The organism is Acinetobacter terrae (assembly GCF_002135195.1).
Taxonomy (GTDB): domain Bacteria; phylum Pseudomonadota; class Gammaproteobacteria; order Pseudomonadales; family Moraxellaceae; genus Acinetobacter; species Acinetobacter terrae.
In genome coordinates, this window is sequence record NZ_NEGF01000001.1 from 160,207 (window position 1) to 178,327 (window position 18,121).

Below are 18,121 nucleotides of genomic sequence, written 5' to 3' on the forward strand. Positions count from 1 at the left end.
CACTTATCACTTTATTTTAACCGTGAAAAATTTAATATTTATCTGTTTTATATTTTTTTCTATGAGAGTATTTCTGTTAAGAATAAATAGCACAGTCTATATTCTCTTATCAATTCGATAATTTTTAAATTAAAATTTTCCAACCTCTGCAAGATTTAATGTCAAACTGGTCATCATTTATTTTCTATAATTTAAAAATACCATTGAATAAAAAAGCCCTCAAATGAGAGCTTTTTTTATTTCGCTAAAAATTAAGCTAAGCCTTTATCTTTCAGCACTTGAAGCATAGTCGAACCCAATTCTGCTGGACTACGGGTATATGCCATGCCTGCTTTTTCAAAGGCAGCAAATTTTTCTTCTGCTGTGCCCTTACCACCTGAAATAATTGCACCTGCATGCCCCATGCGTTTACCTTTAGGCGCAGTTACACCCGCGATATAACCCACAACAGGCTTGGTGACATGGGATTGGATATATTCAGCTGCTTCTTCTTCTGCCGTTCCACCAATTTCACCAATCATAATAATGGCTTCGGTTTGCGGATCTTCTTGGAATAGTTTTAAGCAGTCAATCTGGTTCATACCTGGAATTGGGTCACCCCCGATTCCAATACAAGTAGACTGACCTAAACCAAGCTTAGTCGTTTGCGCCACAGCTTCATAAGTCAATGTACCCGAACGCGAGATGATGCCAATTTTACCCGGTTGATGAATATGACCCGGCATAATCCCGATCTTACATTCACCCGGTGTAATAATTCCTGGACAGTTTGGACCAATTAAGCGTGCGTTATTGCCATAAGTTTCAAGATAACGTTTGGCTTTAAGCATATCTAAAGTTGGTACGCCTTCTGTGATCACCACAATTAATTCAATACCTGAATCAATCGATTCAATAATTGAATCAAGTACAAAAGGTGCAGGCACATAAATAGAGGTTGCAGTCGCACCTGTTTCACGTACCGCTTCTTTCATGGTATTGAATACAGGAAGGCTTAAATGTGTTTGCCCCCCTTTACCGGGTGTTACCCCACCAACAACTTTGGTGCCATAAGCAATCGATTGTTCTGAATGGAAAGTTCCATTTTTACCGGTAAAACCTTGTACCAACACGGTTGTGTCTTTATTTACTAATACGCTCATGATTGATACTCCCTTACGCTTTCACTGCAGCAACAATTTTTTCTGCGGCATCAGCCAAACCAATCGCAGAAATTAATTTCAAACCTGATTCATCGAGTAATTTTGCCCCTAACTCTGAATTGTTGCCTTCTAGGCGAACAACTACAGGTACAGTGACATGTACTTCCTGAACCGCTGCAATAATTGCCTCTGCAATCATGTCACAACGCACAATACCACCAAAGATATTGATCAACACACCTTGTACAGAAGAGTCGGAAAGGATGATTTTAAATGCTTCAATGACGCGGTCTTTGGTTGCACCACCGCCAACATCAAGGAAGTTCGCAGGCTGACCACCATATAATTTGATGATATCCATGGTTGCCATGGCAAGACCTGCACCATTGACCATACAACCAATGTTACCTTCCAAAGCAACATAGTTCAGATCAAATTCAGAAGCTTTCAATTCACGCTCGTTTTCCTGAGATTTATCACGCATTGCTGCGATTTCAGGTAAACGATACAGTGCATTTGAATCGATCCCCACTTTTGCATCGACACACAAGATATCGCCATTTTCTCGAACTGAAAGTGGATTAATTTCAAACAGGGCAAAATCATTTTCAATAAATGCCTGATAAGCAGCCGTCATAATTTTGACAAATTGGTTGATTTGTCCATCTTTTAAGTTAAGTGCAAAGGCCACTTCACGTGCTTGAAAAGGCATTAATCCCACCAAAGGATCCACTTCTATCTTAATAATTTTTTCTGGCGTTTCTTCTGCGACTTTTTCAATTTCCACACCGCCTTCAGTCGATGCCATAAAAGTTACGCGGCGGCTAGAACGATCAACCACTGCACCGAGGTACAATTCACGTTCAACGGGATAGACATCTTCACACACCAGAACACTATTTACCGGCTGACCATTGGCATCCGTTTGATAAGTCACAAGGCGTGTCCCAATAATACCATTTACATATTCAGCGGCTTCATCGCTTGATTTTACGACTTTAACCCCACCTGCTTTACCACGTCCCCCAGCATGAACTTGAGCCTTCATTACGGCAAACTTACCGCCGAGTTGCTCAAATGCTGCTACAGCTTCTGCTGCATTGGTTGCCAGTACACCCTCTTGAACAGGCATACCATATTTTTTTAATAACGCTTTTGCTTGATACTCATGTAAATTCATCGAATAACCTTTTATTACTTCTTTGCTTTGTTATGACCCACCAATACCCAGACGTCCGTCAAAGCAGTATTGGCATTTTTTAAAATCGTTATCTTTATTTTTAGATGATTGTTCCAATAAAAACAACCATGAAATGTAAAAAGAGCGACCTAAGTCGCTCTTTTTTCGAATTACTTACGCTTACGTTGAATCGCGTGAATTGCACGTCCATCGACTGCCAGTGCAGCTTCATGTACCACTTCAGAGAAAGTTGGGTGACCGAAAGTCATCAACTGTAGATCTTCAACTGAAGATACAAACTCAAGTGCGATCATCCCTTGGTGAACGATATCAGACGCAGCAGGTCCAATCACGTGCATACCCAATAAACGATCCGTTTTTGCATCAGCAACAAACTTCACGAAACCAGCGCCTTCACCTGCAGCTAAAGCACGACCATTTACCGCAAAACCGAATTGACCAGTTTTAACTTCATGACCTTTATCAATCGCTTGCTGTTCTGTTAAACCTACCCAAGCCGCTTCTGGGTGTGTGTAGATTACAGAGATGATGGTGTCGTAGTTGACTTGAGCAGCATGACCGTGAATACGTTCAACTGCCATTACGCCTTCTTCCATTGCTTTATGTGCAAGCATTGGACCGCGTACCAAGTCACCAATCGCATATACACCTTCAACAGAAGTTGCACACCAATCGTTTACTTCAACCAAACCACGCTCTGTCAATTTAATGCCTGAATCATCAGCCAATAAACCTTCAGCATATGCACGACGACCTACACAAACGATCAATTTATCGAAAGTTTCAGTTTTGTCTTCACCAGCTTGGTTATATTTAACCGTCACTTCACGACCGTTGATTTCAGTACCTGCAACTTTTGCACCGATACGGATATCCATACCTTGCTTAGTCAACAGTTTTTGGAAGTCTTTTGCCAAAGCTTTATCAGCCATTGGCAAGAATGCATCCATTGCTTCAAATACAACAACTTCTGCACCCAAACGACGCCATACTGAACCCAATTCAAGACCGATTACACCGGCACCAATCACACCTAAACGCTTAGGTACTTCTTGGAATTCAAGCGCACCAGTAGAATCAACGATTAAGTCTTGATCCACAGGAGCTACAGGAATATTTACAGGAACCGAACCCGTCGCAAGAATCACATATTTAGGCTCTAAAACTTGAACTTCACCTTCAAATGGAGTGAATTCAACTTTTTTACCCGCAAGTAATTTACCAGTACCTTGTAACCATTCAATGCCATTGCCTTTAAGCAATTGAGCAATACCACCCGTCAATTGATCTACAACTTTGTCTTTACGACCAAGCATTTTAGAAAGATCAAATTTAACTTCACCCGTGGTAATACCATGGTCATCTAAATGCTGAACGGTATCTTCATAACGATGTGAAGAATCAAGTAAAGCTTTAGAAGGGATACAACCCACGTTTAAGCAAGTACCGCCTAAAGATGGCTTGCCTTTATGAATACGTTTTTCGATACAAGCAACTTTATAACCAAGTTGAGCAGCACGAATCGCCGCTTCATAACCACCTGGTCCACCGCCAATTACAACTAAGTCAAATTGTTGAGACATTTTTATCTCCAAAAATGGGCCTAGAGGTTCGCCCTAAGCCCATGGATTTATTCTTTAGAATTAAAGATCAAGGATAAGACGAGCTGGCTCTTCTAACAATTCTTTAATTGCTACAAGGAAACCTACAGCTTCTTTACCATCGATTAAACGGTGGTCATAAGAAAGTGCCAAGTACATCATTGGTAAAATTTCAACTTGACCATTTACAGCCATAGGACGCTCTTGGATTTTATGCATACCCAAGATTGCAGTTTGTGGCGTGTTCAAGATAGGAGTCGACAACAATGAACCGAAAGTACCACCATTAGTAATAGTGAACGTACCGCCAGTCATGTCTTCAATACCCAATTTACCGTCACGTGCTTTAGCAGCAAAACCACGGATGCCGTTTTCAACTTCAGCATAGTTCATGCGGTCTGTATCACGAAGTACAGGAACCACTAAACCACGCTCAGAAGATACAGCAACACCGATGTCATAGTAACCGTGATACACGATATCGTCGCCATCAATTGAAGCATTTACCGCTGGGTAGCGTTTAAGTGCTTCAGTTGCAGCTTTAACGAAGAATGACATAAAGCCAAGACGTGCACCATGACGTTTCTCGAATGCATCTTTGTATTGAGCACGCATTTCCATGATTGGTTTCATGTTCACTTCGTTAAACGTCGTCAACATTGCAGTGCTTTGCGTTGCAGCAAGAAGACGTTCAGCAACACGTTTACGAAGACGAGTCATTGGAACACGTTTTTCGATACGTTCGCCAATAGCAACGCTTAATGGTGCAGCAGCAGGAGCCGCTGGTTTAGCTTGATGACTTGCAACATCTTCTTTAGTGATACGGCCACCACGACCAGTACCTGTAACATCAGCAGCAGCAATACCAGTTTCAGTCAATGCTTTACGTACTGCAGGCGCTTGATCAGAAACAGGTTGAGCACGTTCAACAACAGGTGCAGCACCCGCTTCAGTTTGAGATGCAGCTTGTTCAACTTGTCCTTCAGACTGAACTGCTTGAGTTTGCGCAGCGCCTGAAACAGCACCTTCTTCAAACTGTGCAATCACTTCGTTAGAAAGAACAGTTTCGCCTTCACCTTTAAGGATAGTAGCGATTGTACCGTCAGCAGGAGCAACAACTTCTAAAACAACTTTATCAGTTTCGATATCGCAGATCACTTCATCACGTGATACAGCTTCACCTGGTTGTTTGTGCCAAGTTGCGATCGTACCGTCTGCAACTGACTCTGGGAATACCGGTGCTTTAATTTCGGTTGCCATTATTTAGAATCTCCTGATTGTTCAGCTACGATCGCCAATGCGTCATTTACTAGCTGAGCTTGTTGTTTTGCATGCAAATATGGTGAACCACAAGCTGGCGCAGCAGAAGCTGGACGGCCTGCGTAACTGATACGAACTTGTTTAGCAGATTTCATCACATCATCATATAGACGTGGCGCGATGAATAACCAAGCACCTTGGTTTTTCGGCTCTTCTTGAGTCCAAACTACTTCTTTTAGGTTTGGATAAGAAGCAAGTACTTCAGCAATACGTTGTTCTGGGTATGGATACAATTGTTCGATACGAACGATTGCAGTGTTGTTTAGATTTTCTGCACGACGTTTTTCAAGTAAGTCATAGTAAACCTTACCGCCACAAAGGACTAAACGAGTCACGTCAGCGTGGTTGATTTGATCCACTTCATCAATCACAGTCTGGAATGTACCAGTTGCAAGCTCTTCTAAAGTAGAGGTTGCGAGTTTGTGACGAAGTAATGACTTGGGTGAAGTCACGATCAATGGCTTACGGATTGGACGAACCGCTTGACGACGCAATGCATGGAAAATCTGTGCAGGTGTCGTTGGAGTAATCACTTGCATATTTTCTTCAGCACATAACTGTAAGAAACGCTCTAAACGTGCAGATGAATGCTCTGGACCTTGACCTTCATAACCGTGTGGAAGCAACATGGTTAAACCACATACACGTTCCCATTTGGTTTCACCTGAAGCGATGAACTGGTCGATTACAACCTGTGCACAGTTCGCGAAGTCACCAAATTGCGCTTCCCAAACAATTAAACCATGCGGAATTGTGGTTGCATAACCATATTCAAACGCAAGCACTGCCATCTCTGACAACAATGAGTCATAAATTGCAGTACGCGGTTGGTTTTCTTTGATATGACAAAGCGGAATATAGGTTGAACCATCGACCTGATTGTGCAATTTCGCATGACGATGCGAGAAGGTACCACGACCAACGTCTTCACCAGTAATACGAACCATGTAGCTTTCGTCAAGCAAGGTTGCATAAGCTAAAGTTTCAGCCGCACCCCAGTTCAATGGCATTTCACCAGTTTGCATTTTCAAGCGTTCATCAATCACTTTCGCGACTTGACGTTGCATCACGAAACCTTCAGGAAGCTCACGCATTTTTGCGCCAATTTCTTTCAAGCGTTCGATTGGGAAAGTGGTATCCCAAACATCTGTATATTCGTGACCTAAATAAGGTTTCCAGTCCACAAACATTTTTGTATTTGGTTCTAATACCAGTGCGTTGGCAACATGCTTGCCTGCTTCAAGATCTGCGCGGTAATTTTCAACCATTTGATCAGCAGAGGCACGGTCAAGAACACCTTCTTTAACCAGTTGATCTGCATAAAGTGTACGTGTAGTCACTTTTTTGTTGATCACTTGGTACATCATTGGCTGTGTTGCTGCTGGCTCGTCTGCTTCGTTATGACCACGACGACGGTAGCAGAACATGTCAATCACAACGTCTTTACGGAAAGTATGACGGAAATCATGTGCCAATTGAGTCACGAAAATCACAGCTTCTGGATCATCGCCATTCACATGGAATACCGGTGCCTGAATCATTTTCGCGATATCAGTACAGTATTCGGTAGAACGTGCATCACGTGGATCAGACGTTGTAAAGCCCACCTGGTTATTTACCACAATGTGAACTGTACCACCCACTGTATAACCACGAGTTTGTGACATCTGGAAGGTTTCTTGGTTTACACCTTGACCTGCAAATGCTGCATCACCATGTACAATAATTGGCAATACATCATCACCACCAATGTCGCGACGACGCACTTGACGAGCACGTACAGAACCTTCAACGACTGGTCCAACGATTTCCAAGTGTGATGGGTTAAACGCCAATGCCAAGTGAACTTCACCACCCGCAGTCATTACGTTAGATGAGAAACCTTGGTGGTATTTAACGTCACCAGAACCTTTTTTATGAATTGATTTACCTTCAAATTCACCAAAAAGATCTGCTGGGTTTTTACCCATGATGTTAACAAGAAGGTTGAGACGACCACGGTGTGGCATACCAATCACAACTTCTTTACAACCTACAGCACCTGCACGTTGAATGATTTCATTTACCATAGGGATAAATGATTCACCGCCTTCAACACCGAAGCGTTTAGCACCAACGTATTTGTTACCCAGGAATTTTTCTAGACCTTCAGCTGCAGTTAAACGCTCAAGGAAGTGTTTTTTCTGTTCTGCAGTAAAGTTAAATTGTCCTTTCGCACCTTCAAGACGTTGTTGAATCCAACGTTTCTCTTTAGTGTCAACAATGTGCATGTATTCGGTACCAACAGACCCGCAATAAACGGCTTCCATTGCTTCAACCATTTCACCAAGCGTCGCTTCTGCTTTACCTAGTGCAAGGTTACCTGTGTTAAATACTGTATCGAAATCAGATTTAGTTAAACCGTGCGTAGCAAGATCAAGATCAGGCACGTCTTCACGTTTTGCCAAACCTAATGGATCCAATTTTGCTTTTTGATGACCACGATTACGATAAGCAGCAATAAGTTGTAAAACGCCAATTTGACGACGTTCATGCTCAGAACTTACAGAACTTTGAACAACAGGTTGTACGCGGCTTGAATTGCGACCTAATAAAAGGAATTGCTCACGTACATTGCTATGTGGTTGATCACCTTTAGGGAATTTATCGAAATATTCACGCCAGTCAGCTCCAACTGAGTCTGGTGACGTCAAATAATGTTCATAAAGTTCTTCAATATACGCTGCACTGTCAGCGCTTAGTTCAGTGTCAAGACGCAGAGCGTCAGCAACTTCTTGCATTTGTGGACCCATTTCCTATTGCAAAAACATTTTCAGGATGCTTTTTAAGCGAACCCATGATTAATAATGTCAAATTGGTAATATGACATTAGTCCCCATTAGGCATAAGCCATGAGGCGTTATCACTACATCAGGAATAACCCAATGTGAATAATGAATCATAACGCCCTCATTGGCATCATCACTCATTTAAATACTCGACCGAAACCGAGCAATTTTTTGCAAATCGACTTAGAAAAAATAACTGCGCGACCTATTTTTTCTAAAACGATTGATCTCTATTTATAAACCTTATACACACTCTAAAATGTTGAAAAAATGTACATAAATAAGGCGCTTTTTTTTAAATATAGCGATGTGTCAAATCGTAACATGATATCTGGTTACAATTGATTTTTTTGACACATACCTCTCATAAATTAGCGAAATACATACTTAACATTTTCAACTAACATATGGTGCTTTATTTAATAATTGGATTCAATGTAGACTATAGTCCCAAGCCAGCAAACCCAATACAATAAAAGAGAGCACAATATTTAAACTGGCCCTCTTTATTTAGGTTATATCTTAACATTTTAATCTCAACTTTGTAGATTCAAACTTGAGATTGGCGCTTTAATTGTCAATTCGAACAACTTAACTACAATTTAATTAAGCTTTCATGTCATTTCGATTTATTTTTAAACAATTCCAATCATTTAATTCAACACCAATAACAGCCACCCTGACCCATTACATACATTTTTTGCATGAACCTATAAATCATTATGACATTCAAAACATAAAAAAAGGCACACCATGAGGTGTGCCTTTTTGACTGCTACAGATTAGCCTGCTTGGTCTAACAACATGCTACGGATGTGACCGATCGCTTTAGTTGGATTCAAACCTTTAGGACAAACAGATACACAGTTCATGATGCCTTTACAACGGAACAAGCTGAATGGATCGTCAAGACGAGCCAAACGATCTTGAGTTGCTGTATCACGAGAGTCAATAATGAAGCGGTATGCATTCAACAATGCTGAAGGACCCAAGAATTTGTCCGGGTTCCACCAGAATGATGGACATGCAGTTGAACAGCATGCACAAAGAATACATTCATAAAGACCATTTAAATGCTCGCGCTCTTCAGGAGACTGTAAACGTTCCTTCGCTGGCGCAGGCTGATTATTGATCAAGAATGGATGAATTTTGTTGTACTGATCGTAGAACTGATTCATATCAACAACCAAGTCTTTTACTACAGGCAAACCTGGTAAAGGACGAATGGTGATTTCGTTTGGTAAATCGTTAAGATTCCACAAACAAGCCAAACCATTTTTACCGTTGATGTTTACACCATCAGAACCACAAATACCTTCACGACATGAACGACGGAACGTTAAAGATTCGTCTTGTACTTTTAACGCAAGAAGAGCGTCAAGCAACATACGGTGCTTGTCAGTCAACTCAAGTTTAAAAGTTTGCATGTACGGTGCTTTATCCTTATCAGGATCATAGCGGTAGATATGAAATGTACGGATACCTCTACTCATCTTTATTCTCCTGATTAGAATGTACGTGGTGCTGGTGGAATCGCATCAACCGATACTGGTTTGTAACGGACTGGTTTGTATTCAAGATGGTTGTCTGAAGAGAACCACAAAGTATGCTTCATCCATTCATCATCACGGCGACCGTAAGAATATGTTGGGTGATCTGCTGGTAATTCATAATCAACAACAGTATGTGCACCACGACATTCTTTACGAGCAGCAGCAGAAATTAACGTTGCTTTCGCGACTTCATATAAATTCTCAACCTCTAGAGCCTCAACACGTGCAGTGTTAAATACTTTAGATTTGTCTTTTAAATGAATATTACGAACACGTGGCTCAATCGCAAGAATTTGTTTCACGCCTTCGTCAAGTAATGCTTGAGTACGGAATACACCAGCATGGTCTTGAACGATGTCACGAATTGCATCAGCAACGTCTTGAGCATTTTCACCAGAAGTTGATTCATCTAAGTGACGAATACGCTTTCTTGTATTTTCAAACACTGTGGTCGGAAGCGGTTGGTATTCATCACCGTGATGTTTAGTCACGTAATCAATAATATGTTCACCAGCCGCCTTACCAAATACAACCAAGTCAAGCAGCGAGTTGGTACCTAAACGGTTTGCACCATGTACAGATACGCAAGAACACTCACCAATTGCATAGAAGCCTTTAACAGGTTTTGTATAGTTACGCTCACCGCCATTGGTTGAGTAAACGTCACCACTTTTGTCATAACCTGCTTCAAAGTTAGTATCCGAAGCACCTTCAGGAACAACAACCTGTCCATGAATATTTGTTGGAATACCACCCATTTGATAATGGATTGTCGGCACAACAGGAATTGGTTCTTTAGTGATGTCAACGTTCGCGAACTTCTTACCAATCTCAAATACAGATGGAAGACGTTTCATGATGGTGTCAGCACCTAAATGCGTCATATCTAGAAGGATATAATCACCTTTAGGACCACAACCACGACCTTCTTTAATTTCCTGGTCCATAGAACGTGATACGAAGTCACGTGGTGCCAAGTCTTTCAAAGTTGGTGCATAACGTTCCATGAATGGTTCGCCGTCTTTGTTGCGAAGGATTGCACCTTCACCACGACAACCTTCAGTCAACAATACGCCTGCGCCCGCAACACCTGTTGGGTGGAACTGCCAGAATTCCATATCTTGTAATGGAATACCAGAACGTGCTGCCATACCAAGACCGTCACCAGTATTGATATACGCATTGGTAGATGCACGATAAACACGACCCGCACCACCAGTTGCAAACAATGTCGCTTTTGCTTGGAATACCGCAATATTACCAGTTTCCTGGTCAATTGCAGTCACACCCAGTACATCACCAGCTTCGTTACGAATCAGATCAAGCGCGATCCATTCCACGAAGAATTGAGTACCCATTTTCACGTTGCTTTGATAAAGCGTATGAAGAAGCGCATGACCTGTACGATCGGCAGCAGCACACGCACGAGGAACAGCTTTTTCACCGTAGTTCGCAGAGTGACCACCAAATGGACGTTGGTAAATTGTACCGTCCGCATTACGGTCAAATGGCATACCCATGTGTTCAAGTTCATAAACAACTTTAGGCGCTTCACGACACATAAATTCGATTGCGTCTTGGTCACCTAACCAGTCCGAACCTTTTACCGTGTCATAGAAGTGGTAGTGCCAGTTATCTTCTTGCATGTTACCAAGAGATGCACCGATACCACCTTGCGCTGCAACAGTGTGCGAACGTGTTGGGAATACTTTAGTCAGCACTGCAACATTCAAACCCGCTTGAGCAAGCTGATATGAAGCACGCATACCTGAACCACCACCACCAACGATGACTGCATCAAAAGTGAGGTGTTGAATGTTTGTATAATCTTCTTTAGGGGTTATCGCGCCCATGATATTTTCCTATCAATTCGCCCAAAAAATCTGGATCGCCCAGATTGCATATGCAAATACAGCAATAATTACTGCTGATGTCAGCACTAGGCGTAAACCTGAAGCTGAAGGACCCATTTGACGAGTAGTCACATAGTCAGTGAATACCTGCCACATGCCGATCCAAGCGTGTGCGACAAGAGATAAGACTGCCAACAAAGATAAAACCTTCATTGGTAATGTCATCATAAAGCCAAACCATTGTTCGTAGTTAAATCCGCCATTAATGAGGATCCAACCAAACACCACAACAGTATAAACAGCTAATACAACAGCACTGACACGTTGGATAAACCAATCGCGAGAACCTGAACCCGTAAAACCTGTAGCACTTTTCATTAGAGAACAATCCATACAAATGCTGCAATAATACCAATTGCAGACAAGATCAATGAAATAGTAGCTGCTATACGACCACTTTGCAGTTCTTCGGCAACACCGATATCTGCAAGTAAATGCTTAACACCCGCAATAAAGTGGAATATTAAACCGGCTACAAATACCCATACGATGAAACGCACAATGAAGCTACCGAAGATTGCTTGAACTTGAGCAAAACCTTCAGCCGAAGACAATGATTTGTCTAAAAGCCACAAAAGTACCGGTACGAGTAAAAATACGATGACACCAGAAAGACGGTGTAGAATTGATGCAATAGCCACAGGGGATTTTAAGTTTACTTCTAAAACTTGACCCATGGACAAATTGACAGGTCTGTTGCTTTTCACAGCGGGCATCCTGTAAGTAAAAACTCCATCCGGAGTTTGTTGGAATTAATTCGAAGGAAAGCTAGCATTGTTAGGTATTTGCAGTATCCAGCAATACCTAAACTTAAAACGACAGGGAATTATAAAACGTGAACTATTAAAATACAAACAATCACATTTACCTTTTCCACAAAAAACCATTAAATAAGAATCATTAGCATGAATTCCCCTACTAAAGTAGACAAAATACATCTAAGAAAACATAGCTATATACTTGGTTTTTATTAATTAAAACACTATTTGATTGATCGTTTTTTGCTTTGACAATTAAATCAATATATTTAGACTAAAGATGAACAAAGCACCCTAATGGCTTGTTATCTCTTTATATAATGATGAATCAGGAAAATTACCTGTATATTTTTTAAATAAATATAAGGTATTTATGTAAAAGCACATATTGGCAACATCATGAAACGAAATAACAACTTAGTCTGTGCATAACTCCCCGCCCTCACCCTATAAAGTTCACTATATAGACAAAAACATGGCTTTTTATCACACAATTGATTAATAAATCATCATTTTCACCGCAGCAAATCAGTTATTTTCTATACAAACGCACACTTTTTTACAGATGATTAATCGCTTTTTATTATGAATAAGAAAGCAACACTTCCCTTCAAGCAATATCGGTAAGTTACGAGAATTATAATGGTTTAGTCATAAAATCCATTTGTAAAACTCAAAACATCTAGAGCTTTTAAGAATTAAAACTTGCCTACAATTAAAGCAGTAGCATTATTTTTTTCTGCACCTAAGCAACAATTTGACTTATTATAGCGTGTCTGTGCTGTGATTTTTCTCATCATTATTGGATTATTTTTTGACCAAACCCTTATGAAAACGTCATTTTTTATCCATAAGTATAATTGACAAAATTTCAGTACTCACTAATCTTATAGCAAATTTTTGATCCATCTGATTCGCGCATTAAAAGATTAGTACTACGAGTCGGATAAAACATTCACCAGGACAGGAGATCTATTGAATGTCTGAAGCAACTGGCAAAAAAGCCGTTTTACAGCTTGATGGCAAAGAAATTGAATTACCAATTTACAGCGGCACATTGGGCCCAGATGTAATCGACGTTAAAGATGTGTTGGCCGCAGGTCACTTTACTTTTGATCCTGGTTTTATGGCAACAGCTGCATGTGAATCTAAAATCACATTCATCGATGGTGGTAAAGGTGTTCTTTTACACCGTGGCTACCCGATCGACCAGTTAGCAACTAAAGCAGACTACTTAGAAACTTGCTACTTATTGTTAAACGGCGAACTCCCAACAGCTGAACAAAAAGTAGAATTTGACGCTAAAGTTCGTAACCACACGATGGTTCACGATCAAGTTAGCCGTTTCTTCAATGGTTTCCGTCGTGATGCTCACCCGATGGCAATCATGGTTGGTGTAGTGGGTGCGCTTTCTGCGTTCTATCACAACAACCTAGACATCGAAAATGTTGATCACCGTGAAATTACAGCAATCCGCTTGATTGCTAAAGTTCCTACGCTTGCAGCTTGGAGCTACAAATACACCATCGGTCAACCGTTCGTTTACCCACGTAACGACTTGAACTACGCTGAAAACTTCCTTCACATGATGTTCGCTACTCCTGCGGATCGTGATTACAAAGTTGACCCAATTCTTGCTAAAGCAATGGACCGTATCTTTACGCTTCATGCTGACCACGAACAAAATGCGTCTACTTCTACAGTACGTCTAGCTGGTTCTACAGGTGCTAACCCTTACGCATGTATCGCTGCGGGTATTTCTGCACTTTGGGGTCCTGCTCACGGCGGCGCGAACGAAGCTGTTCTTAAGATGCTTGATGAAATCGGCTCTGTAGAAAACGTTGCTGGCTTCATGGAAAAAGTGAAAACTAAAGAAGTTAAACTTATGGGCTTCGGTCACCGAGTTTATAAAAACTTCGATCCACGTGCGAAAGTAATGAAAGAAACTTGTGATGAAGTTCTTGCTGCTCTAGGCATCAACGATCCACAACTTGCTCTTGCTATGGAACTTGAACGTATTGCGTTGTCTGACGAATACTTCATCAAACGTAACTTATACCCTAACGTAGACTTCTACTCAGGTATCATCCTTAAAGCGATTGGTATCCCGACTGAAATGTTTACTGTAATTTTCGCTCTTGCACGTACTGTTGGCTGGATCAGCCACTGGTTAGAAATGCACAGCGGTCCTTACAAAATTGGTCGTCCACGTCAACTTTACACTGGTGAAGTTCAACGTAACATCCAAGGTCGTTAATTCGAAAGAATTCTACGATTTAAAAAACCACCCTTTCGGGTGGTTTTTTTATGACTTAAAAATACTTTAATTCTTCTGAATACCCAATAAACCACTTTGTTATCTTAAGCTCAGCACAAGATCACGCTTTTTGAGACAGGAACGGAATACAGTCCTCATAGGCCTGACACTCTTGACCACGTGATTTTTTAATAAAATAATCCTGCACCATCTGCGCCTGCTGTTCAATGCCATACTGCAAAAACAATTTACCCTGCTCTAAGACATAACGATATTTGCGGTCAAATATTGCCTTACGCACCACAGCCAAACCTTGCTGAATTTGCCAAACATGAGTCAGCTCATGAATTAACCATGACTGTTTAGCTAACGACAGTTTCGAGAAGTCTTCGCACCAGTTTTGCGGGTGGAAATAAATATGTCCATTCGGACTAATGGCATAATTTTTAATGACCCCACGATGTGCCACAATTCGAATAGCATCCAGCTGCAAATCTGCACCAAAAACAGACTGTGCAAGCTGCCTTTCACCTTGGGTTAATTTACGATTCTTAACCTCAAATAACTGATTCAAAGTATGCAATATAGGTTTCATAAACAATGTCATCTGATCGGGCAATAACCATGCATTTTAGCGTTCTTATTCTGCCATTAACGCTGTAGTTTTTTTGTCTAAATTCAGATTTTTTTTTGTTTTTTTCTCAACAAATGCCGCAATTCGTATATAGTATCGAATTGCTAATTATTGATTAAACATCTATTTGTTTGTCGTCACGTACACAGCGTTGAACCAATAGCCATAATAAATCATAAGTCTGTGTATATATCCCTATAGGTATAGGATTAAGTTGTAATGAAAAGTTTTAAAATTGCCCTTGCACAATTCTCTCCGCATATTGGCAATATCGAAGCAAATGCTCAAAAAATGCTTGAACAGGTAAATGAAGCCAAAAAACAAAAAGCTGATTTAATTATCTTCCCAGAGCTTTCAACCCTTGGCTATCCTGCGGAAGATTTATTACTCCGCCCCAGCCTTGCTAAACGTACTCAAAAAGCATTTGAGCAACTTAGCCAAGTGAAAGACATTGTAATGGTCTTTGGTTTTGTCAATCAAACAGAAGATGGTCACCGCTACAACGCTGCAGCGGTCATGAAAGATGGTCAAGTGCTTGGTATTTACAACAAGCAGAACTTGCCAAACTATAGCGTATTTGATGAAAAACGTTATTTTAGCGAAGGACATCAACACCTTGTTTTTGAATATTTAGGTCATAAATTTGGCGTTTTGATTTGTGAAGATATTTGGTCACTAAGTACCGTGCATCAATTATCACAATTGAATGTTGAAACCGCTTTAGTGTTAAATGCTTCACCTTATGAAGTGGGTAAACCGCAACATCGTCTTACCACCATGAGCGAGCTTGCTAAACAATTGAACATTAATTTGGTTTATACCAACCAAGTCGGTGGTCAAGACGACCTTATTTTTGATGGCACCAGTTTTGTTATCAATAAAGACGGCAACATTGCCTTACAAGCACCAAGCTTTAAAGAAGATCTTTATTACGCCGAATATGCAGCTGAACAACAAGCTTATAAAGTTGGAACAGTAACTCCTGTTTTAGATACCATGGCTGAAATTTATCAAGGTCTAGTTTTAGCGACGCGTGATTATATTCAACGCTCTGGCTTCCCAGGTGTGATTCTAGGTTTGTCTGGCGGGATTGACTCAGCACTAACACTTGCGATCGCTGTTGATGCAATTGGTGCAGACAAAGTTCAAGCCGTGATGATGCCGTATACTTACACCGCTCAAATCAGTGTTGAAGATGCTGCCGCACAAGCGAAGAATATGGGTGTGACTTTCGGTATTGCCGAAATCAATCCAATTGTTCACAGCTTTATGCAAACCCTGTATCCATTCTTCGGCAACAGCCCTGCGGATGCGACTGAAGAGAACTTACAGGCTCGTTCACGTGGCACACTGTTAATGGCATTATCGAATAAATTCGGTAATCTGGTATTGGCTACCGGTAACAAATCAGAACTTTCTGTAGGTTACTGCACGCTGTATGGCGATATGGCGGGTGGTTATGCCGTTCTGAAAGACGTGTATAAAACAATTGTGTTTGAACTGGCTAAATACCGTAACAGCATTTCAGAAACCCCAGTGATTCCTGAACGTGTGATTACTCGTCCACCTTCTGCTGAACTTCGTCCTGACCAAAAAGACCAAGATTCCTTACCTGCTTATGACGTACTTGATGCAATTCTTTATGCCTATATTGAAGAAGATATGAGCCAAGATGACATCATTGCCAAAGGCTTTAAAAAAGAAGTGGTTGAAAAAATCATTCGTCTGGTCGACCGTAACGAATACAAACGTCGTCAGGCTGCGATTGGCCCGCGTATTAGCTCACGCTCATTTAGCCGTGAACGTCGCTATCCAATCATGAATGGATGGGCACCGGGTGCCTAAGCAGGACTTTGCTCCACAGTTTGCTCAAGCGCTTATGCTTGAGCAAACTCGCTTTATTAAAAAACAATTATTAGCACAACAAAATAACCCATACATAGAAAAATTTATTCATCACATTTATACCCATTCAGATCAAATACTGTTAAAACAATGTATTCAACTTGAAGCATTACAAGATGTGGTTCAAAAATATGCCTTTGAACTAAATTTAGGCGCGGAAATTTTAGAATTTATCGGCCTTATCGCACAAAGAATTCATCATCTTGCCATTAATAGCCACACTCAAATCAATGAGCTATTTTCTGATGAATCTTTTGAATTATGGCTGTACAAGATCCTTGAATTAGACCAGTTGCGTCATTATATTCAAGCCAACTTGCAGCACAATCCACAAGTAAACCATGTGAGTTTACAGCTGGCCAATCAAATTCTTGAAAGTAATACACCTTGGCTGGATCACCTACGCAAGTTAAATACGCATGAATATGGTTTAGGTTCCAAAATACTAAGTTTTATTCAAGACCAACAACAAAACATTGAACTCAAACTTGAACAGCAACTTGCTCAGGCATTACTCAAACAACTGGGTAATATCATTTTATTGCCCAATGAAGAACTTGCCGATATCAGTCTGCATTTATGGGATGATGTTAAACAAAGAACCCTGAAAGAGACCTTCTCTCAATTCCAGGCCATCGACTTTGAAGAGTTTTTTATATTGGTCTATGAAACATGGCGACAGTTGAGACAAGGCGAATACTTACAACAGGTTATTTTGGATGTTGTAGCCGTTTTTTATAATTATTTTGCCGATTACAACCTACAAGAATTATTGCAGTCTGTTGGCTTAAATGAAGCTGATTTGCATCAGGAAGCACTGCGTTTCTTGCCGCATGCAATTCAGGCTCTAGAACAACAAGGTTTATTAGACGAGATTCTACAGCAACTGATCTCGCCTTTTTATTTAAGTGAAACCACACATCAATTTATTGAGCAGTATATCCAAGATAAATTGTAATTCTTTTCTCGTATTTTTTGTCTTTATATAAGCTAATACTTTTTTGACCCA

The 18,121-nt window shown here is 40.7% G+C and carries 13 protein-coding genes; 3 read left to right on the forward strand and 10 right to left on the reverse strand.

The features are described from left to right. Window positions 1–251: 251 nt before the first annotated feature. The 9 genes from sucD to sdhC form a co-directional block, all read right to left on the reverse strand. Window positions 252–1,142, reverse strand: a complete 891-nt coding sequence (gene sucD, locus B9T23_RS00790) for a succinate--CoA ligase subunit alpha (protein WP_086192465.1) — start codon at window positions 1,140–1,142, stop codon at window positions 252–254. Between the two features lie 13 nt (window positions 1,143–1,155). Beyond that, on the reverse strand, window positions 1,156–2,322 hold the full coding sequence (gene sucC, locus B9T23_RS00795) for an ADP-forming succinate--CoA ligase subunit beta (RefSeq protein ID WP_086192468.1): 1,167 nt from the start codon (window positions 2,320–2,322) through the stop codon (window positions 1,156–1,158). A gap of 170 nt (window positions 2,323–2,492) precedes the next feature. Then, window positions 2,493–3,926 (reverse strand): dihydrolipoyl dehydrogenase, encoded by a 1,434-nt coding sequence (gene lpdA, locus B9T23_RS00800; protein ID WP_067724022.1) that lies wholly within the window; start codon window positions 3,924–3,926, stop codon window positions 2,493–2,495. Between the two features lie 60 nt (window positions 3,927–3,986). Further along, a complete protein-coding gene (gene odhB, locus B9T23_RS00805) occupies window positions 3,987–5,204 on the reverse strand; it encodes a 2-oxoglutarate dehydrogenase complex dihydrolipoyllysine-residue succinyltransferase (protein ID WP_086192470.1) in 1,218 nt (405 codons plus the stop codon). Beyond that, window positions 5,204–8,044, reverse strand: a complete 2,841-nt coding sequence (locus tag B9T23_RS00810) for a 2-oxoglutarate dehydrogenase E1 component (protein WP_067724200.1) — start codon at window positions 8,042–8,044, stop codon at window positions 5,204–5,206. Before B9T23_RS00810 ends, odhB begins: the two co-directional genes overlap by 1 nt. 830 nt (window positions 8,045–8,874) lie before the next feature. Further along, window positions 8,875–9,585 (reverse strand): succinate dehydrogenase iron-sulfur subunit, encoded by a 711-nt coding sequence (locus B9T23_RS00815; RefSeq protein ID WP_067724020.1) that lies wholly within the window; start codon window positions 9,583–9,585, stop codon window positions 8,875–8,877. A 14-nt stretch (window positions 9,586–9,599) separates the two neighbouring features. Next, a complete protein-coding gene (locus tag B9T23_RS00820; RefSeq protein WP_067724019.1) occupies window positions 9,600–11,498 on the reverse strand; it encodes an FAD-binding protein in 1,899 nt (632 codons plus the stop codon). Window positions 11,499–11,510: 12 nt separating this feature from the next. Next, window positions 11,511–11,876, reverse strand: coding sequence for a succinate dehydrogenase, hydrophobic membrane anchor protein (gene sdhD, locus B9T23_RS00825; RefSeq protein ID WP_086192472.1), 366 nt, complete (start codon window positions 11,874–11,876; stop codon window positions 11,511–11,513). Beyond that, complete coding sequence (sdhC, locus tag B9T23_RS00830; protein ID WP_067724017.1) at window positions 11,876–12,274, reverse strand: succinate dehydrogenase, cytochrome b556 subunit; 399 nt, start codon at window positions 12,272–12,274, stop codon at window positions 11,876–11,878. The genes sdhD and sdhC overlap by 1 nt, the downstream gene beginning before the upstream one ends. Window positions 12,275–13,295: 1,021 nt before the next feature. Between sdhC and gltA the strand changes: the two genes are divergently transcribed. Then, entirely contained in the window at window positions 13,296–14,573 is a 1,278-nt protein-coding gene (gltA, locus tag B9T23_RS00835) for a citrate synthase (protein ID WP_086192474.1), read from the forward strand. Window positions 14,574–14,694: 121 nt separating this feature from the next. Here the strand turns inward: gltA and B9T23_RS00840 are convergent, their stop codons facing one another. After that, window positions 14,695–15,180: a type IV secretion protein Rhs gene (locus B9T23_RS00840; protein WP_086192476.1), complete on the reverse strand. Its 486-nt coding sequence runs from the start codon at window positions 15,178–15,180 to the stop codon at window positions 14,695–14,697. 246 nt (window positions 15,181–15,426) lie between these two features. On the opposite strand from B9T23_RS00840, the gene B9T23_RS00845 reads away from it, so the two are divergent. Together B9T23_RS00845 and B9T23_RS00850 are read left to right on the forward strand one after the other, a co-directional pair. Next, window positions 15,427–17,052 carry an NAD+ synthase gene (locus B9T23_RS00845; RefSeq protein ID WP_086192478.1) on the forward strand — a complete coding sequence of 542 codons (1,626 nt, stop codon included), beginning with the start codon at window positions 15,427–15,429 and terminating at the stop codon, window positions 17,050–17,052. Further along, entirely contained in the window at window positions 17,045–18,070 is a 1,026-nt protein-coding gene (locus tag B9T23_RS00850) for a hypothetical protein (protein WP_228145884.1), read from the forward strand. Before B9T23_RS00845 ends, B9T23_RS00850 begins: the two co-directional genes overlap by 8 nt. The last annotated feature ends 51 nt before the right edge of the window (window positions 18,071–18,121 follow it).